This window comes from Paenibacillus xylanexedens (assembly GCF_007676705.1).
Taxonomy (GTDB): Bacteria; Bacillota; Bacilli; order Paenibacillales; family Paenibacillaceae; genus Paenibacillus; species Paenibacillus xylanexedens_C.
In genome coordinates, this window is the sequence record NZ_VEBF01000001.1 from 1,686,815 (window position 1) to 1,704,886 (window position 18,072).

Sequence of the window (18,072 nt, forward strand, 5' to 3'; positions counted from 1 at the left end):
TTGAATCTGATTACGAGGTGAGAATTTGCAATATCTGTTTACCGCTCTCTTCATTCTTGGTTTTATCGCTTTCTTGGGATTTCTTGTTCTAATGATCTTATCTATTCGCAAAGGCAATAGGTTGCCAATCAGGTATATTTTTCTAACGACGGCCTGTTTTGCGATCGCTTCAATAGGATTGTATGGCATGTTGAATTTATCCTCGAACTCTACTCAGCCTGCAATAGATCAGACTCCTTCCCCACAGATTAAACTTTCTGGCCTCCACATGACTACCGAAGAATTTAAAAACAAGTTTAATGGCGCCGTAGGCAAATATCGACTGAATGGTTTGAGTATCACCCACTTAAATATGAAAGACACTTCCGAGCAGGGTATTGGCACTTTCGAGTATGTATTCAATGACGAATTGCGCTTGGTTGGTGCAGTGAATGCAGACGAAAGCGTACAGGAAGTCAGGTTATACGGAACTGGTGATACGAGCAAACCAACGGGTGGAATTTTTTTGACTGCTATCGCCACGCTCATTCTCACAACCAATAGTGAGTATACGTATAACGACGCACAAGATGTCATCCAGGATATCGGTCTATTAAATCGCGATGTGAATCAACCTGATTTTAATGGGGCCACAGTTCGAAATGGATTAGAATATCGCTTCAGCGTACAGGATCCTGATCACTCTACTTTTGAAATAACTGTTGCAAAGTGAGGCTCTATTGTAAAAAGGCCGCTCCATGAAGGAACGGCCTAACGTGTGATATGTACTTATAGAAATGATTCAGTAATTTTACTTGTGATCTCCTCTTTTTAGGGATTAAAGATCCCCAATATCAAAGTAACCACGATACAAAAAAGCGATACAGGGTACAACATCCATTTACTGATCCTGTCTTTAAACGTGATCATCAAACAAATAATGCATATCCACGCAATTAATAGTTGCCACCAAACCAATGATGAACACCTCCACCATGCGAGAGTTACTCAAAAGTTACAGTCTCGCTTTGATTGTTCCAACTCATTTTAAAGGTAATCGGGTCTTTCGTTTTCTCCGCCTCAGTAACCGTTCCCGACATACTGAACGGTACCCCTTGTTCCTCAAGCGCTTTCCCCTGTTGTTTTATATTATTGCCGGTAAGGTCAAACACAAAATCCTTTATACGCTTTTCATCACCTATATAAGTAATACTATAGTTCCCCGTTGATCTCTGTAGAGAAACATCCCAGTTATCGCTCTTTCCGTGTAGCCTATCATCCGCACCACAAGCTGAGAGAATAGATAAAAGTACTATAACACAAAGAATCAATGGCAGTTTAAATAATTTCATAAAATCCCTCCGATATAATAAAATAACCAAAAATTGAAAAATCAATCTCGATAATCGGCTGATACACCAATTGGCTAGATTATCAGATCAGAGCTACGCCACGTTACGTGTGTTAAATCATGTGTGACCTATCTTGTGTATTGATCGATATCATCGATCGCAGACTGATGCTCTCTTCTATGATGATCCTCATGCTGACGGACGTCGTTCTTTAACTTTGCTAAGAATCCCCAACCCATAAAAGCCAGTAAAAGCACGGTAATCAGTGCATAAGCGAAGCTATATAGATTCATATAAAAGTTAATAAAAATTGCAGCGAGCATCAGGCCCAGAATCCATAATGTCCACTTTGTACCCTTTCTCAATTCATTTCCTCCTCAAGTCATTGCTGATAAGCTCTCTATGTATCACGGTACATACGAAATCATAGAAGCAAAGTTTCAATCTTAGGGCTTCCTATTTAGAGCACTATATCTAATTATATAAAAAAGGCTCCCTCTCGGGAGCCTTTCATCTAATCGGCATTACAAAGGTTTTTACACCTTTATTACATCATGCCGCCCATTCCACCCATACCGCCCATGTCAGGCATTCCGCCACCAGCACCTGCAGGTTCTGGTTTGTCAGCGATAACTGCTTCAGTAGTCAGGAACATTGCCGCTACAGAAGCAGCGTTTTGCAATGCATAACGTGTTACTTTCGCAGGGTCAACGATACCTGCTTCGATCATGTTAACCCACTCGCCAGTTGCAGCGTTGAAGCCAATTCCTGTTTGTTCTTTTTTCAGACGTTCCACGATTACGGAACCTTCTTCGCCAGCGTTAGCTGCGATTGTGCGGATTGGTGCTTCCAGAGCGCGCAGGACGATGTTTACGCCTGTTTGCTCGTCACCGGACAGACTTACAGCTGCAACCGCGTTATATACGTTCATGAGCGCTGTACCACCACCGGATACGATACCTTCTTCAACCGCAGCGCGAGTTGCGTTCAGGGCATCTTCGATGCGAAGTTTGCGTTCTTTCAATTCTGTTTCAGTAGCCGCACCAACTTTGATTACTGCTACGCCACCGGACAATTTAGCCAGACGCTCTTGCAGTTTCTCTTTGTCGAACTCGGAAGTTGTTTCTTCCAGTTGTGTACGGATTTGGCTAACACGTGCATCGATATCGGATTTGTTACCAGCACCGTCAACGATGATTGTGTTTTCTTTCGTTACACGGATTTGGCGAGCTGTACCCAGTTGTTCCACAACAGCGGATTTCAGGTCCAGACCCAGTTCTTCCGTGATCAATTGGCCACCAGTGAGGGCAGCGATATCTTGCAGCATTGCTTTACGACGGTCACCGAATCCTGGAGCTTTAACAGCTACAGCATTGAATGTACCACGCAATTTGTTCACAACCAGCATAGCCAGTGCTTCGCCTTCGATATCTTCAGCGATCAATACCAGCGGTTTGCCTTGTTGAACGATTTTTTCAAGCAATGGCAAGATGTCTTGCGTGCTGGAGATTTTTTTGTCTGTGATCAAGATGTACGGATTGTCCAAAACAGCTTCCATTTTGTCCGTATCTGTAATCATGTAAGGAGAGATGTATCCACGGTCGAATTGCATACCTTCAACCACTTCAAGCTCTGTAGCGAATCCTTTGGATTCTTCTACTGTGATTACGCCATCTTTACCTACTTTTTCCATAGCTTCAGCGATCAGTTCGCCTACTTCTTCGTCAGCTGCAGAGATTGCTGCAACCTGTGCGATGGATTGTTTGGAATCAATTGGTTTGGAGATGGATTGCAATTCAGCAACCGCAGCTTTAACCGCTTTGTCGATCCCTTTGCGGATACCAATTGGGCTAGCGCCTGCAGTAACGTTTTTCAGACCTTCTGTGATCAGCGCTTGCGCCAATACAGTTGCTGTTGTAGTACCGTCACCGGCAACATCGTTGGTTTTGGTTGCTACTTCTTTAACCAGTTGAGCACCCATGTTCTCGAATGCATCTTCCAGTTCGATTTCTTTAGCAATGGTTACACCGTCATTGGTGATAAGCGGGCTTCCGAATTTTTTCTCCAGAACCACGTTACGACCTTTAGGACCAAGTGTTACTTTTACTGCATTAGCCAATGCGTCCACACCACGAAGCATGGAGCGACGAGCGTCTTCACTGAATTTAATGTCTTTAGCCATGTTAAGAAAACCTCCCTAGTTTTTGTTGGAAAATGGTACTGCTATATGGTTCGGTTAACCGATTAAATTTGAATTAGTCGAGAATCGCGTGAATATCGCTTTCTTTCATAATCAAATATTCTTTACCTTCGAATTTGATTTCAGTACCGGCATATTTGGAGAAAATAACGCGATCTCCTTCTTTCACTTCCAGAGCCACACGTACGCCGTCTTTCAATACTCCTGCACCAACTGCAATGATTCTACCCTCTTGCGGTTTTTCTTTGGCGGAGTCCGGGAGTACGATCCCGAAAGAAGTTGTTTGCTCTTGCTCCAGTGGTTCTACCAATACGCGTTCACCTAAAGGTCTGATCATGAAAAATAGCCTCCTTTTGAAATTATATAACGTTGCTTTGTAGGTTGTAGCCATATGTATTAGCACTCGACAGTGTTCAGTGCTAACAACCAACTTTATGATACTCAACTTGAAGCATGATTTCAAGTCCTTTTGACGAATTCCTGCGAGAATTTACGTTGAATTTACATCATCACAACCAAATAACACCCGGTATGCCTGGATAAATGTTGCAACTCGCTACTCTTATTCTACGAAAATCTTCAGCCCTTCTGCAACGCTTAGCAGACAGCCCCTTTCCCATTGTATCCATTGTTGAACATAATATGCCTGCTTGTCCTTGCTTACAGGGGAACAATCTACAACAATAGCCCGGATAAGAACAGACCGTCTTTTCCGGGCACATTACAGATCATCCTCATCCACACACATACCAGTCATACACCAGCAATGAATGAGATATCCTCTGTTCCATTTTCATATCAACTTATGTTCTAGCCCACATGCTTCTTATCCTCGGCACGAACGTAGCGGGATTCAATCTCTTCATCGGCCGCAAGCTGCTTGCGGTATACGACTGCGGATAGAAGCACACTGATCTCATATAACAGGAGCAAGGGAATCATCACCAGAAGATCGGATATGAAGTCTGGAGGTGTGATAACCACTGCAATGAAGATCAGAACAAAATAAGAGACTCTGCGCATCTTGCGAAGACGAATTGGATTCAGAATCCGCAGTCCTGTCAGAAACATAATAAGTAAAGGAAGTTCAAATAACAGGGACACAGGCAGCACAATGCCAAACAGGAAGCTGAAATACTGCTTCATCCCGTAAGTCTCCACAAGTCCCATCTTCTCCGTTATCGCTGTCGTGAAGGCAAGTGCCATTGGAAAAATAACATAATACGAGAAAGCCATACCTGTCAGAAATAAGAGAAACACATAGGGCACATACTTCAGCGTTGCTTTTCGCTCTCTCGGCTTTAACCCTGGACTAACAAACTTCCAGATCTGATACACCGTAAATGGCAGTGTAATTATAAGTGAAAACAGCCCTGCAATCTTCATGTAGATGCCAATCCCGTCCCAGAACGAGAAGGCATGTAATACAAAACCTTTTGCCGACTCTGCCTTGGTCAGATATTGGTATACCGGGTCCGCCACAAAAAATCCTGCAATCAGCCCCAGCACAAAAATGCTTAGTACATAAATCAGCCGCTTCCGCAGCTCGCTCAGATGTTCCGTAATCGACATTTCTTCCATTTGCTGCGTCATGCCTGCCCCCCATTATTGCCAGCTTAAAATACAAAACCCTTCCGGCAGGAAGGGATTTCTCTTTCATTGCCGTCAAGATTATTCCGGCAGGCGTTTATCAGCAGGCTTGTCTGCAGGTGTGCTCTCAGCTGCCAGCGGTTTTGCCTTCTCCTGCTCTTTGCGATTGGACGAGTCATCATCAGAGATAATATCGCGAGCGCCCTCTTTGAATTCACGGAAGGTACGCCCAACTGCACGTCCCAGTTCCGGAAGTTTGTTGGGTCCAAACAACAACAATGCAATCACGGCCAGCAAAATAAAACCCGTTGGTCCAATGGAACTTAACATTGATATTCCTCCTCGTCTCAAGCTTCAAAGATGCGCATATTCGGCTATATGTTCATAGATGTCTCTGCTGCGTTCTTAATTTAAGCCCATCATACCACAGATGTAACCACTTACATAACCCGTAATATTCACAAATAAGAGATATCACCTTAACAAACAACAACGGTTTAAGTCTTATCGGATATCAGGCCCGAGAGTCCGTACCCGCTTATTGCTTGAACTGACCCGTCACCATCAGCAACGCTTCTGGAAGCTGATCCATAATGGCAGCCAGATGTTCATGTACACCCTTCGGTGTACCCGGCAGATTGACGATCAATGTCCGTCCACGAATACCGCATACACCACGGAACAGCATTGCAGAACGGTTTTTGCTCATTACACTATATCGCATGGCCTCTGCCATCCCGGGAACTTCCCGTTCAATCACGCGCCGGGTCGCCTCCGGAGTAATATCACGAATGGCAAGCTCCGTGCCACCTGTAGTCAACACCAGATCGGCGTGAAAATAATCCGTCATCTCAATCAAAGCTGCAATAATCTCATCGGGTTCATCCGGAACGATGCGGTACTCCACGATTTGACCACCCAGCTCTTCTTCCACCAGTTCCCGAATGACTTGTGCACTGGTATCCTCACGTTCCCCGCGGGCTCCTTTGTCGCTGGCTGTCAGGATTGCTGTTCTCCACACCATAAAGATCACCCTTCTCCTCTATGAAAATAAATATTGCTTATCGGCTGTAATCGCCGTTTTTGCCACCACTTTTGGAATTCAGCATGGTTGGACCGATAATCATATCTTTTTGCATCGCCTTGCACATATCATAGACCGTCAGTGCTGCAGCCGAAGCCGCCGTGAGTGCCTCCATCTCAACACCCGTTTTGCCTTCGGTTTTGACAGTGACTTCAATGTGTAATTCATCCACTCCGTTATCATGAAAACGAATATCCACACCCGTCAATGACAAAGGATGGCACATTGGAATCCAGTCCGACGTTTTCTTCGCGCCTTGAATTCCGGCAATCTGAGCCACAGCCAGAACGTCACCCTTGCCGATCCGGCCCTCCCGAATCGCTTCCAGCGTATCCGGGTTCATCGTCACTTTCGTTACAGCCACAGCCGTACGCACAGTAATTTCCTTACCCGAAATATCAACCATTCGGGCCCGTCCCTGTTCATTAAAGTGGGTCAGTTTGCCACGGGAAGGCTGGCCGTTGTTCGCTTCTGAACTCAATCACATCACAACCCTTTATTCGATATGTAATATACCTTCGGTTGTTATCAACAGATCAATCCGCAGATCGAGCAGGTCCATCGGAATCTCATCCTGTAGCTGACCCGGTAATACCATCGCAGCCATCAACGGTTTCCTTTCCGTCATCGCACATTGTGCTGCAAGCGTCTCGGCAAAACGATCATAATAACCGCCACCATAGCCAATGCGTCCACCATGAATGTCATAACCAAGTCCCGGTACCAATACGAGATCGATATCCGGCCAATCTTCAGCTGACAGAACTTCACAGGAATCTTTGGGTTCCGGTATCCCCCATATGCCTGGCTCCAGATCCTGTTCCCCGGTTACTTGCCGCAGTTCCATTCGAGGTGGATTCGCCAAAACTTTCGGTGCTAACATCACATCTCCATGATTCCAGCCTTCTTGAAACAGAACAGCTGTGGATGCCTCGCTTCCATAGGACAAATAACTGAATATGACGAGTGGTCTGTTCACGTCCTTGCCTTTGGCCTGTCTAAGGCGCTCCAGTTCCCGCTTCATTCCGGCATTAATCTTAGTCATCGCCTGCTGATGCATACTCGCATCCATCAGATCACGGCTCTGTCTCAGTCTGGATCGAAGCTGGCTTTTCAGTTCCGCATGATCCTGCATATCCTTGAATAACCTCCTGTTGATAGGGAAGGTAGAAAAAAGCTTTCATTGAAAAACAATGTATATGTTATGACCAGGTGTCATCTTGTTGAAATGGTTAAATGATTCATTTTCTGCAAAATCCTCATGTAATAACATGCCTTCTTTCAGTTTATCATTGATTGATCAAAAAGACTACATGCCCCATGCGTTCCCAATCGGTGCAATTGCTCTGTATTTCATGTAAACTGAGATGTAGTTGTCAAATCAAGAACTGGACCTATGGAGGAACTTAATTTTATGCTGCTGCAAGTATCCGGAATTATCAAACGTTTTGGTGTCGATCCAATCCTGGACGGCGTGAACTTACAAATATTAGAACGCGAGCGCATCGGCCTCGTTGGTGTAAACGGTGCAGGAAAATCCACTTTGCTCAAAATTGTGGCAGGGGAAATGTCCTATGACGGAGGACAGATTTTCAAATCCAAAGAAACGACGCTCGGTTACCTGGCTCAGAACAGCGGACTGCAGTCCGACCGCAGCATCTGGGAAGAAATGATGAATGTATTCGCTCACCTGACACAGGCTGAAGCAGACCTTCGTCAGATGGAACGCGACATTGCCGACCCTGCCCTAATGGAAGACGAGAAAAAATATGCGGACCTGTTGGAACGTTATGCGAAACGCTCCGACTGGTTCAAGGACCACGGCGGTTACGAGATGGAAACTCGCATTCGCAGCGTCCTGCACGGAATGGGATTCGGCGAATTCTCGCCAGACACCCCCATTGCTACCCTGAGTGGCGGGCAGAAGACACGCCTTGCGCTTGCTCGTATTTTGCTTCAGGCACCTGATCTGCTCATGCTGGACGAGCCTACCAACTATCTCGATATTGCCACTCTTACATGGCTTGAAGATTATCTAAGAGGGTATTCAGGCGCACTGCTCGTGGTATCTCATGACCGGTACTTCCTTGATCGGCTCGTAACGACCATCGTCGAGATCGAACGGCACCGCTCCAAAAAATATACCGGCAATTACAGCCGTTATATGGAACTCAAAGCTGCCGAGTATGAAACTCAGATGAAGCAATATGAGAAACAGCAAGGCGAAATCTCCAAGATGGAAGATTTTGTTCAGAAAAACATCGTACGAGCTTCGACGACCAAACGGGCGCAAAGCCGTCGTAAAGCCCTCGACAAAATGGAGCGACTTGATAAACCGATGGGAGATTTGAAAAAAGCCCACTTTTCCTTCGAAACAGCCGTTATGTCCGGCAAGGAAGTACTCCGTGTGGATCAGCTGTCTGTCGCTTATGACGAGGCCTCTCCATTGTTCCGCAATGTATCCTTCGATCTGCGGCGCGGGGAAACGGTTGCTCTAATTGGTCCAAACGGTATTGGTAAATCCACCATGCTGAAGTGCCTCACCGGAAGTTTACGTCCGGTAACCGGGGAGATCCAATGGGGAACAAAAGTGCAGATTGGCTATTATGATCAGGAACAGACTGGGCTCAATCCTTCCAATACGGTTCTCGAAGAGCTGTGGAGTGCCTACCCTGGGATGGAAGAAGCACGCATTCGGACCGTACTGGGGAACTTTTTATTTAGCGGTGACGATGTGCTCAAGAAGATTTCCTCCCTCAGCGGCGGCGAGAAAGCACGTGTCTCTCTCTCCAAGCTGATGCTGAAGGAAGCCAACATGCTCATCCTGGATGAGCCTACGAACCATCTCGACCTGTTTGCCAAAGAAGTGCTGGAAGCGGCATTAATGGATTATGAAGGCACCCTGCTGTTCATCTCCCATGACCGGTACTTCCTCAACAAAATGGCTGAACGCATTGTCGAGCTTCATCCAGGCGGCACGGAACACTATCTCGGTAATTATGATGATTATGTGGAGAAAAAACAGGAACTTGAGGACATTGCACGTGAAGCTGCCGAAGCACGCCAGGCTTCGTCCAAGAATTCACCCAAATCGGATTCAAGTACAGCCACAACCGAAAAATCCGGAGCGGCTTCATTCGAAGCAGAAAAACAGGCGAAGCGTGAAGAGCGTAACCGGCAGCGCAAGCAGGAAGCTCTGGAACAACAGATTGCAGAGCTGGAAACGAAAATTACAGAACTTGAGGCACAGATGGCCCTGCCTGAAATCTATCAGGATTATATGAAGCTGCAAGAACTCCAGCAACAGTCGGAGGAACACAAGACACAGCTCACCAAGGCGTACGAAGAATGGGAAGAACTAGCCATGGAGTAGTACAGGCTAAGCCATGGTTGAGTCTGTTCTGACAAGCATAGCCATACCACCAGCTGATTCCTTTTTGGGATCAGCTTTTTTGTTGACATTGAAAGAATATATTAATTGCTATGTTCCTTATGTTCATTAGGAATGGACACTCATACAGGGTGCATCAGGTAACTCGTTTTGGAATTTGTCAAATTCACTCGAATGACGTAAAATATTTTTATAGGTTTCCCCTCCACATTTATCCACAGCAAAGCAAGATAGCAAGCACATTAATAAGCTTAATTATACAGCGGTAGAATAGCCTTTTACACACAAAAACCATATTTATCCACCAAGTTATCCACGTTATCCACAACTTTGTGGATAGCAGGGTACCATTCTATCCCCTAAACCCTTTTCGTTTCGAAAACATTACTGGTTTGACTTTGCGGTAGTTACCCACAATTCACACTGGATATGTGGATAACTATAATCACACCTTGACAAACGCATTCAGCCCCTCCTCATTGTTCCTCCATAAAAAGACAAAAGCAGACCCTGTCGTCCAAGGCCTGCCCGTCATTTATTTACTATATGCCATGCATATTTACATCGAATCACGATTGCTGCTATTGCTGATGCAAATGCGATCTGGCAAAGATGTTTTACGCATGTGCTTCTTTTTCATGATGTTCGGAAGACTCAGCTTTCAGCCCGGCAGCATTACAAGCCGCTACATAAGCAAGTCCGGCAGCCATGACGATATCATTATGTGTTGCCGTTCCACGGAACTCACGTCCTGCACGTTCCACAGTAACTACCGCCTCTGCGCTTGCACCCTCTCCACCACTCAAGGCATGCATCTCCATATCAACAAATGCAATATCATCGGAAATGCTCTGACCAATCGCACGAATGGTCGCATCCACCGGGCCCCCGCCAACGGCAGAGTAAGACTGTTCTCCAGCGCTTGTGCGAATGCGAACGGCGGCCATTCGATCCGTCATGCTGCCTGCGGTCACCTGCAATTCAACCAGCTCGTAATCCTGTGCAGGAATATTCATGGTCTGGCTAACCATCTGCAATAACTGGTCGTCACTGACCACTTTTTGCTGGTCTGCGGTTTCTTTGAACACCTCATACAATTGCTCCATCTGTTGCTCATCCGGCTCAAAACCGTATTTGCGAACCCGATCCTTCAGGGCATGACGACCAGAGTGTTTGCCCAGAATAATCATGCTGCGCGGAATCCCCAGCGCTTCCGGGTCCATAATCTCATAGGTGTTCCGATTCTTCAACAGACCATCCTGATGGATGCCGGATTCATGCTGGAATGCATTACGCCCCACCACAGGCTTGTTGTAAGCAATCGGAAAGTGCATTGCCCGACTGATCTGACGAGAGGTCTCATACAGTTGGTTCAGCTTAATGTTGGATGTCGCCCCAATCGCATCTCCCCGAGTCTCCAGCGCCATGATCAGTTCTTCCAGCGCACAGTTCCCTGTCCGCTCTCCGATACCATTAATGGTCACTTCAATCTGCGAAGCACCATTGGCAATGGCAGCTAGGCTATTCGCTACGGCCAGGCCCAGATCATTATGACAGTGGGCACTATAGCGAACCTGATCGCCGCCTCTTGCACCCTCACGTACACGGCGGAACATCTCTCCATACTCATGTGGCAGAGCATAACCCACGGTATCCGGCAGATTGATAATGCTTGCCCCTGCTTCAATCGCTACTTCGACCATCTCGATCAGATCATCCATCTTCGTCCGAGCCGCATCCATCGCGGTGAACTCTACAATGTCCGTGAACTGTCGTGCATAAGACACCATCTCACGGGCCGTAGCCACCACTTCACTGCGCGGACGACGCAGCTGATGCTCAATATGAATATCCGAAGAAGAGATAAACAGGTGAATTCGGCGCCGTTCTGCATCCGCTGTTGCTTGAACCGCTGCATCAATATCGCCTTTGACTGCACGTGCGAATCCACAGATCTCCACATTCTGCAATTGTCTCGAAATCGCCTGAACCGCCGCGAACTCACCCGGACTAGAGATCGGGAATCCAGGCTCAATGACGTCGATACCCAGAGAAGCCAGTTGGTGAGCCAGTTCGATCTTTTGCTCAGGTTGCAGACTTGCTCCCGGTGCCTGTTCTCCATCACGCAGCGTTGTATCAAAAATTTCAATCATGCGTTTATTATTAGTCGTTGTCATATTCATCAACCTCCATCAAATTGTAAAATGTTCATCCTGTTCCTCATTACAACAGAGTGTACGTCGACTTACACCCTGACCTTCTGACTTTTTAAGCTCCATATGGTTCATTCCATTGCCCACCCTGCTGCTGGCAGCAAACACAAATAACCCGCCATCTCATATAAGAGACGGCGGGTTATTATCCCCTCCGCGGTACCACTCTCGCTTGATGTGCCAGGCTTGCGCCGGACTCCATCCACCTCGTCGTCTCCGAGATCCGCTGGATTGTGTTGCAAGCACAACACCACTGGAATTCGGAGAAACACCCTATAACGGGGGTTAACCGTTGCTATGTAATCACATGACGTTGTCCATTAGAACAACTGGACGAGTAATATCGTCCCCATGCTTCCACAACCCTGTTCCCGGGCGAGATTCGAATGATTCCAGCCACTGCGTCGCACCACCCCGCAGCTCTCTGAGCGCTTTATCGTTCTACTGCTCCCGTTCATCACATTTATGTTATGAACCTAACTTTCTTCAGCCTTTTAGATATCAAAAAAGCCTGCCACCTCATGCAATAATGCAAGAGACGACAGGCTGTTCACCTTCGCGGTACCACTCTTGTTGACTTTCTTCCTGTTCATTCAAGAGACCCCTGAATGCTTTCGCACATCCGGATCCACTTGAAGCAGCCTGAAAGCCCCCTCAGTTATTGTCGGTCAATCCTTGTAATAACAGTCCTACCGACAAAGGCCCATTCACGGAGGCAACCCGTAACCATGTACTTTGGGCCATGATCGGCCTTCGGATTCTCCCGGGGAGTCACCGTGTTCCATCGTTCCGCTTCCAGGTGAGTTTCAGGTTTCCTTCGACTGCGTTGCACCACACCGCAGCTCTCTAAGACCGGGAATGACCTTACTGTTCCTGTTCATTGCGTTTATCAGTTCAGGAATCTGAATTCCTGTTTAAATTTGTAACTAATATACATTCTTCACATCCAAGCTGTCAACTCTTAATCTCAAACTGCCTGTTTATATGGACTTAACGGACCATTCCTCCAGGGAAAGTCCCGGATCTGCTTTGGCATCAAATTCCGAGATTTCTCCCCGCTGCCATTTCAGATAAGCAGCAGCTCCAATCATGGCCGCATTATCCGTACAATATTCCATTGGCGGGATTAACAGTTCAAGCCCTTCCTTCGTGCACCGCTCCTGTAATGCCGAGCGCAATCCCCGATTAGCTGCTACACCACCGCATAATAACAGTTGACGTGAACCATACTCACGAACTGCTCTCACGGCTTTTTCCACCAATACTTCAACGACAGCTTCCTGAAAACCACGTGCAACCGCAGATGGCTCTAATGTTTCGCCGCGCATTTTAGCCTGATTGAGCGCATTCAGTACAGCAGACTTCAGACCACTGAGACTAAAATCGTACGAACCCGCTTCCAGCCATACCCGTGGTAATGGCACCACATTCTCCGCTTCCGACGCCATCCGGTCCACATGCGGACCTCCCGGATATGGACAGCCCAATGCACGCGCTACTTTGTCATACGCTTCGCCTACAGCATCATCTCGTGTACGACCAATCAGTTTGAACTTACCCTCGGATTCCATATGCACGAGTTCCGTGTGTCCACCTGACACGACCAGTGCCATCGCCGGATATTGCAGTTCATGGGTAAGTCGGTTGGCATAGATATGCCCGGCAATATGATGTGTACCAATGAGCGGTTTGCCCAGGGCCATCGCCATCGTTTTGGCCGCAACGATACCCACCAGCAGTGCTCCGACCAGCCCAGGCCCCTGTGTTACGGCAATTGCACTTAGATCACGCGGACGAATGCCAGACTGCTCAATAGCCTGTTCCAGCATCAGTGTAATGACTTCAACATGCTTGCGTGAAGCCACTTCAGGTACAACGCCGCCGAATGCCTTATGGGTCTCGATCTGACTTGAGATCAGATTGGACAGCACTTCCCGCCCATCCTTAACTACAGCTACCGATGTTTCATCACAGCTTGTCTCCACCGCCAAAATATAGGATGGTGCAGAATTTATTTTTTCGTTGAGTTCGTTCATGAATCCAGTACGCTTCCTTCCTCTTCGCCGCTCCGGCCTGCAGGTGGCAAGTTCGCCCACATAATCATCGCATCTTCCCCATTATCGGAGTAATACCCTTTACGAAGACCCGCCGATTCAAACCCTTTTTTCTGATACAAACGCTGGGCAATGATGTTCGAGACTCTGACCTCCAGCGTCATTCGTTCCATGCCGAGATAAGCTGCTGTACTCATGATTTCGTCCAGTAACTTTTCACCAAGCTTGCGTCCACGGTAAGCTCCCCTGACTGCAATATTGGTAATGTGGGCTTCATCCATAATCGTCCACATTCCGGCATAACCAATGGCCTTGCCTTCCAATTCCATCACCATATATTTAGCAAAATGATTATGTGTCAACTCATTTTGAAATGCTTCTTCCGTCCAGGGCAGGGTGAAGGCTTCATGTTCAATCTCCATCACATCGGGAATATCCGCGAGTGTCATGAACCTGAACTGAAGCGCTGCTTCCTGCTTGTTATTCGCCACGTTGTCCATCTGCTTCCCCTCCCCTTTAATGCGTGTTCAAAAAGACCGATTTTCAGTACCGAGAAGATGGGATGAAGCTAGAAATGGAGTAGCGGAGCGTAGGGAAAACTACGTGAGCAACGGACATTTCGGCTGAATTCCATATTCGATGCTGATGATGCCACCAGGCATCCTTCGTAATCAAAAGCGGACTTTTTGAACAACCTCTTTTAGTCTTTGCGCAGCAGATTGGCTTCCGCTTCAGACAGCTGGGTGTAGTTCGGCACCAGCGCATGCACGTCATCACGCTGACCTGCAAGCAGCGCGGCGGCGCCAAGGCGCCCAACCCAGCGGCCTTCCAGCTCATAAGGTACGAGCTGGAGCGCCGTTCCTGCGGGGCAGCGAAGCTCCGCCGCTGCCGCAGCATGCGGGCCCGTCTCGCCGACGATCCAGACGGCTGCGGGCCGCTCTTCCGGCGCCGCCTCCGCCATGCGGGCGGCGAGGGCTTCCAGCCATCCGTCCATCTTGCGGATGGCATCAGGCGCCAGACGCCGGGGAGCATCGCTCCCGGCGGAGGCAAACAGCGCGGTATATGCTTGACCGCGCCGTGCATCCACGAGCGGAACGATCCAGTGGACAGGGGTAGCACCTGTGCTGCCCTGGTCCGCGGATGGCGTTCCGCCAGCCCCTGCTGCGGCATCCTCTGCCGCAGCTTCCGCCTTGGCAGCGAGGCCGCTGTGCCAGCCGCCCCAGGCGATGGCCTGAAGGCTGGACACCCCGGCTACGGGGATGTCCCACGCCCAGGCAAGCGTCTTCGCCGCGGTCACCGCAATGCGGATGCCCGTGTACGAGCCTGGGCCGATGCCGACAGCAATGCCGTCCAGCTGACCTGGCTGTGTGCTGCTGGCGGCCAGCAGCTGCTCCATCACCGGTACAACGTGTACCGAATGGTTACGCTCGGCCCGTTCATTGCGTTCTTCCAGAAGCGCATGATCCTCCATCATCGCAGCTGCCATCACTGCGGTGGACGTATCCAACGCCAAAAACCGCTGACGCGGCTCTTTTTGTAAATCTTCCATCATCATTTGACTCCATTCTGTCTGAACTGTCGGCACATGGCTGCATAAGTCTCGCCGTACCCATCCAGTGTAATCGTTCGATCCTCTAGGCCCGTTGTTTCAATCTGCACATGCAAGTGCTCATGCGGCAGCAATTCGGGAATGATACTCGACCATTCCACGAGACTCACTCCAGCTCCATAGAAATATTCATCAAGTCCAAGCTCATCCGCTTCTTCCAGCGAAATGCGATATACATCCATGTGATACAAGGGCAGACGCCCTTCATATTCCTTAATTAACGTAAATGTGGGACTGCTCACCACATCACGTACACCCAAATGCCAGGCAAATTTCTGTGAAAATGCCGTTTTTCCCGCGCCCAGATCACCATCCAGAGCAATCACCATACCGGCGTTTGCCAGTCTGGCGAGTGCGGACGCGAGCAATTCTGTATCTGCAATGCCATGGGATTGATACACCCACTGCTCGTGCGTCTGATTCAATATACGCCCCACCTTTGGCGGTCCAGCCGCCTGATATCACTTTGAACCTTATTATATCGGTCCCTTTCTTCCCCCGCAACATCGAAGGAACCAAGCGGATGACAAACGTTCATTAACGGGTACAACAAAAAAACCGGCACCTCTCGGTACCGGCCAGGTGATTCGTTTCTTTTGGCTAACATTGATTCAACGATTTCTCCATGACTGCACGCTACCTGTCACTACTCCTCCAAACGATCCACACGTACCGTATGGGTATTTCCCGGGTTACTGCCCACCTGAACGGTTGCCATGCCATTGGCTTCATCCACACTCTCGATCCAGACTGGATCACCTTCCAGCGTAACAGCAATGGTATCCTTCGAATCATAGATCGCCTTGGCGCGCTTCGCATCCATCATTTTATTCATACTCCCCTTCCGGATCTTCGTGGTCTTCCCTAATCATGGTGTCTGTTGTGCTATCACCAATATAACCGTTATCTTCCGTAACTTGTCCCCCCCCTAACCCTTCATTCACCATCCGGTCAATGTCGAGCATGAACGACTCCCGGTCGAGAGGTAATTCTTCCGAAGTGACCGCTTCCCAATTCACAGCTGTAGCAGGTGTATAGAATTCTTCAGCGCTTTCGGCTTCGGCAAGAGGATATGGAGAAAATGCATGCTTGTGAGCTTCTTCCTCATCCCGTCTGTTCTTCATATTGCACCTCCCGGCATATCTGCTGTGAGAATGACTACCTATCCCATGCCCATCTTCCTGTCGGAATTCAAGCATGTTTCTGTTATCATCCCCGAGTCTCGCCGAAGCATACGAATTCATTCGTTCAGAAGACGATTATCCCTCGCGCCAGATGCCCATACTATTGAATATAAATCCGTGTTCAAAAAGTCCGGTTTTCAGTACCGAGAAGATGGAATAAAGCTAGAAATGGAGCAGCGGAGCGTAAGCAAACTACGTGAGCAGCTACAATGTTTCCAAAGGAAACATACTTCGTAAGCCTCCCGCTTATTTCGGCTGAATTTCATATTCGATGCTGATCATGCCGTCAGGCATGATTCGTAATCAAAAGCGGAATTTTTGAACAACCTTTCGAAAGGAGCCGTTCTATGCATACCGTCTGGAAAGGCGCAATCAGTTTTGGCCTTGTGCATGTCCCTGTCAAAATGTTCTCGGCTACCGAAGACAAAGACATCTCCATGCGCTACATCCATAAAGTCTGCGGCAGTCCGCTCGCTTATGTTCGTCAATGTCCCTCCTGTGAAGTGGATGTGAAGTGGGAAGAGATCACCAAAGGCTATGAATATGAAAAGGGAAAGTTCGTACTATTCGAGAAAGAAGAATTGGAAGCGTTAAATGATTCCACCAGCAAAACCATTACCATACTGGATTTTGTCGACTTGACTGAAATCGACCCGATCTATTTTCAGAAAACGTATTACCTTTCGCCCGATCAGGCCGGGGGTAATGCCTACCAGCTGTTGATGAATGCGATGCGGGATACCGGCAAGATCGGCATCGCCAAAATCTCCATCCGCTCGAAGAGCAGTCTCGCTGCCATACGTGTACTGGAAGACTGCCTCTCCATGGAGACGATTTTCTATCCGGACGAGATTCGTCCTGTCTCCCAGGTTCCTAACCTGCCAGAGGTGCAGAACGTGAACGAGAAAGAACTCACGATGGCAAAGCTGCTGATTGACCAACTGTCTACGCCTTTTGAGCCCGGTAAATACAACGATGACTATCGCAGCAAATTGCTAGATCTTATCCAGCACAAAGTGGCAGGCGAAGAAATCAAGATTGCTCCAGCCAAACCTGAAGCCAATGTGATGGATTTGATGGCTGCATTGCAGGCAAGCATCGAGGCTGTGAAGCCCATCCCAACGGACCCCGGGACAACAACCGCCAAGCCCAAGAAACGTGCACCACGTAAAGCGCCCGCTCAAGCTGTTGCCGGGGGAGAATCCGATGCACCTGCTCCAGCCAAAAGAAAAAAGGCCACACCCAAACCAAAGGTTTGATTGTCGGTTAGGCAAGAACGATTCCGTTATATGCCATGTAATGAGTTCAACTCAGGTCCGGCTTCGCAGTCGGATTTTTTTGTTTTACAGAACGAATTGGAACAATTCTTGTCAATAAAACATCAGCTATATTTGCGAATACGATTGACGAAAGGTG

Annotated in this window: 19 protein-coding genes and 1 other annotated feature; of the genes, 3 read left to right on the forward strand and 16 right to left on the reverse strand. The window is 48.1% G+C overall.

Annotated features, from left to right (window positions below; all coding sequences use genetic code 11):
- Positions 1-25 precede the first annotated feature (25 nt).
- Entirely contained in the window at positions 26-712 is a 687-nt protein-coding gene (locus tag FS628_RS07680; RefSeq protein ID WP_145320509.1) for a hypothetical protein, read from the forward strand.
- Positions 713-983: 271 nt separating this feature from the next.
- On the opposite strand, the gene FS628_RS07685 is transcribed toward FS628_RS07680, so the two are convergent.
- From FS628_RS07685 to FS628_RS07725, 9 genes are all read right to left on the reverse strand, one after another.
- Positions 984-1,331 (reverse strand): hypothetical protein, encoded by a 348-nt coding sequence (locus FS628_RS07685; RefSeq protein ID WP_145320511.1) that lies wholly within the window; start codon positions 1,329-1,331, stop codon positions 984-986.
- Between the two features lie 128 nt (positions 1,332-1,459).
- Positions 1,460-1,696, reverse strand: a complete 237-nt coding sequence (locus FS628_RS07690) for a hypothetical protein (protein ID WP_145320513.1) — start codon at positions 1,694-1,696, stop codon at positions 1,460-1,462.
- A 182-nt stretch (positions 1,697-1,878) separates the two neighbouring features.
- Positions 1,879-3,513: a chaperonin GroEL gene (gene groL, locus FS628_RS07695; RefSeq protein ID WP_145320515.1), complete on the reverse strand. Its 1,635-nt coding sequence runs from the start codon at positions 3,511-3,513 to the stop codon at positions 1,879-1,881.
- A gap of 73 nt (positions 3,514-3,586) precedes the next feature.
- Positions 3,587-3,868, reverse strand: coding sequence for a co-chaperone GroES (gene groES, locus FS628_RS07700; protein ID WP_017690077.1), 282 nt, complete (start codon positions 3,866-3,868; stop codon positions 3,587-3,589).
- A gap of 473 nt (positions 3,869-4,341) precedes the next feature.
- Positions 4,342-5,124, reverse strand: coding sequence for a twin-arginine translocase subunit TatC (tatC, locus tag FS628_RS07705; RefSeq protein ID WP_145320517.1), 783 nt, complete (start codon positions 5,122-5,124; stop codon positions 4,342-4,344).
- A 78-nt stretch (positions 5,125-5,202) separates the two neighbouring features.
- The gene (tatA, locus tag FS628_RS07710) at positions 5,203-5,451 is read right to left on the reverse strand and encodes a twin-arginine translocase TatA/TatE family subunit (protein ID WP_145320519.1); all 249 of its coding nucleotides are present in this window, start codon (positions 5,449-5,451) and stop codon (positions 5,203-5,205) included.
- A 208-nt stretch (positions 5,452-5,659) separates the two neighbouring features.
- Positions 5,660-6,145, reverse strand: a complete 486-nt coding sequence (locus FS628_RS07715) for a MogA/MoaB family molybdenum cofactor biosynthesis protein (protein ID WP_017690080.1) — start codon at positions 6,143-6,145, stop codon at positions 5,660-5,662.
- Between the two features lie 37 nt (positions 6,146-6,182).
- Entirely contained in the window at positions 6,183-6,686 is a 504-nt protein-coding gene (moaC, locus tag FS628_RS07720) for a cyclic pyranopterin monophosphate synthase MoaC (RefSeq protein WP_313958541.1), read from the reverse strand.
- A gap of 15 nt (positions 6,687-6,701) precedes the next feature.
- On the reverse strand, positions 6,702-7,340 hold the full coding sequence (locus FS628_RS07725) for a 5-formyltetrahydrofolate cyclo-ligase (protein ID WP_145320521.1): 639 nt from the start codon (positions 7,338-7,340) through the stop codon (positions 6,702-6,704).
- Positions 7,341-7,619: 279 nt separating this feature from the next.
- Here FS628_RS07725 and FS628_RS07730 point away from each other — a divergent pair, with 279 nt between their 5' ends.
- Positions 7,620-9,578: an ABC-F family ATP-binding cassette domain-containing protein gene (locus FS628_RS07730; protein WP_145320523.1), complete on the forward strand. Its 1,959-nt coding sequence runs from the start codon at positions 7,620-7,622 to the stop codon at positions 9,576-9,578.
- A 635-nt stretch (positions 9,579-10,213) separates the two neighbouring features.
- On the opposite strand, the gene FS628_RS07735 is transcribed toward FS628_RS07730, so the two are convergent.
- The 7 genes from FS628_RS07735 to FS628_RS31300 form a co-directional block, all read right to left on the reverse strand.
- Positions 10,214-11,773, reverse strand: a complete 1,560-nt coding sequence (locus FS628_RS07735) for a 2-isopropylmalate synthase (RefSeq protein ID WP_145320525.1) — start codon at positions 11,771-11,773, stop codon at positions 10,214-10,216.
- Positions 11,774-11,936: 163 nt separating this feature from the next.
- Positions 11,937-12,276 (reverse strand) — a binding site (T-box leader).
- A gap of 513 nt (positions 12,277-12,789) precedes the next feature.
- Complete coding sequence (gene tsaD, locus FS628_RS07740) at positions 12,790-13,845, reverse strand: tRNA (adenosine(37)-N6)-threonylcarbamoyltransferase complex transferase subunit TsaD (RefSeq protein WP_145320526.1); 1,056 nt, start codon at positions 13,843-13,845, stop codon at positions 12,790-12,792.
- On the reverse strand, positions 13,842-14,363 hold the full coding sequence (gene rimI / locus FS628_RS07745) for a ribosomal protein S18-alanine N-acetyltransferase (RefSeq protein WP_145320528.1): 522 nt from the start codon (positions 14,361-14,363) through the stop codon (positions 13,842-13,844). The genes tsaD and rimI overlap by 4 nt, the downstream gene beginning before the upstream one ends.
- A gap of 200 nt (positions 14,364-14,563) precedes the next feature.
- Positions 14,564-15,412, reverse strand: coding sequence for a tRNA (adenosine(37)-N6)-threonylcarbamoyltransferase complex dimerization subunit type 1 TsaB (tsaB, locus tag FS628_RS07750; RefSeq protein ID WP_145320530.1), 849 nt, complete (start codon positions 15,410-15,412; stop codon positions 14,564-14,566).
- A 2-nt stretch (positions 15,413-15,414) separates the two neighbouring features.
- Positions 15,415-15,897 carry a tRNA (adenosine(37)-N6)-threonylcarbamoyltransferase complex ATPase subunit type 1 TsaE gene (tsaE, locus tag FS628_RS07755; RefSeq protein ID WP_145320532.1) on the reverse strand — a complete coding sequence of 161 codons (483 nt, stop codon included), beginning with the start codon at positions 15,895-15,897 and terminating at the stop codon, positions 15,415-15,417.
- A 221-nt stretch (positions 15,898-16,118) separates the two neighbouring features.
- Positions 16,119-16,295 carry an H-type small acid-soluble spore protein gene (locus FS628_RS07760; protein ID WP_145321463.1) on the reverse strand — a complete coding sequence of 59 codons (177 nt, stop codon included), beginning with the start codon at positions 16,293-16,295 and terminating at the stop codon, positions 16,119-16,121.
- A gap of 4 nt (positions 16,296-16,299) precedes the next feature.
- Entirely contained in the window at positions 16,300-16,596 is a 297-nt protein-coding gene (locus tag FS628_RS31300) for a hypothetical protein (protein WP_186327780.1), read from the reverse strand.
- Positions 16,597-17,003: 407 nt separating this feature from the next.
- On the opposite strand from FS628_RS31300, the gene ku reads away from it, so the two are divergent.
- Positions 17,004-17,915: a non-homologous end joining protein Ku gene (gene ku, locus FS628_RS07770; RefSeq protein WP_145320534.1), complete on the forward strand. Its 912-nt coding sequence runs from the start codon at positions 17,004-17,006 to the stop codon at positions 17,913-17,915.
- Positions 17,916-18,072: the final 157 nt, after the last annotated feature.

Excerpts from the sequence above, each read along its gene's own strand:
- FS628_RS31300 (WP_186327780.1), bottom strand. The coding sequence starts at position 16,596 with ATGAAGAACAGACGGGATGAGGAAGAAGCTCACAAGCATGCATTTTCT.
- rimI (WP_145320528.1), bottom strand. The coding sequence starts at position 14,363 with ATGGACAACGTGGCGAATAACAAGCAGGAAGCAGCGCTTCAGTTCAGG.
- FS628_RS07725 (WP_145320521.1), bottom strand. The coding sequence starts at position 7,340 with ATGCAGGATCATGCGGAACTGAAAAGCCAGCTTCGATCCAGACTGAGA.
- FS628_RS07760 (WP_145321463.1), bottom strand. The coding sequence starts at position 16,295 with ATGGATGCGAAGCGCGCCAAGGCGATCTATGATTCGAAGGATACCATT.
- groES (WP_017690077.1), bottom strand. The coding sequence starts at position 3,868 with ATGATCAGACCTTTAGGTGAACGCGTATTGGTAGAACCACTGGAGCAA.
- ku (WP_145320534.1), top strand. The coding sequence starts at position 17,004 with ATGCATACCGTCTGGAAAGGCGCAATCAGTTTTGGCCTTGTGCATGTC.
- FS628_RS07735 (WP_145320525.1), bottom strand. The coding sequence starts at position 11,773 with ATGACAACGACTAATAATAAACGCATGATTGAAATTTTTGATACAACG.
- tatA (WP_145320519.1), bottom strand. The coding sequence starts at position 5,451 with ATGTTAAGTTCCATTGGACCAACGGGTTTTATTTTGCTGGCCGTGATT.
- tsaB (WP_145320530.1), bottom strand. The coding sequence starts at position 15,412 with ATGGAAGATTTACAAAAAGAGCCGCGTCAGCGGTTTTTGGCGTTGGAT.
- FS628_RS07685 (WP_145320511.1), bottom strand. The coding sequence starts at position 1,331 with ATGAAATTATTTAAACTGCCATTGATTCTTTGTGTTATAGTACTTTTA.
- FS628_RS07715 (WP_017690080.1), bottom strand. The coding sequence starts at position 6,145 with ATGGTGTGGAGAACAGCAATCCTGACAGCCAGCGACAAAGGAGCCCGC.
- tsaD (WP_145320526.1), bottom strand. The coding sequence starts at position 13,845 with ATGAACGAACTCAACGAAAAAATAAATTCTGCACCATCCTATATTTTG.
- tatC (WP_145320517.1), bottom strand. The coding sequence starts at position 5,124 with ATGACGCAGCAAATGGAAGAAATGTCGATTACGGAACATCTGAGCGAG.
- groL (WP_145320515.1), bottom strand. The coding sequence starts at position 3,513 with ATGGCTAAAGACATTAAATTCAGTGAAGACGCTCGTCGCTCCATGCTT.
- FS628_RS07730 (WP_145320523.1), top strand. The coding sequence starts at position 7,620 with ATGCTGCTGCAAGTATCCGGAATTATCAAACGTTTTGGTGTCGATCCA.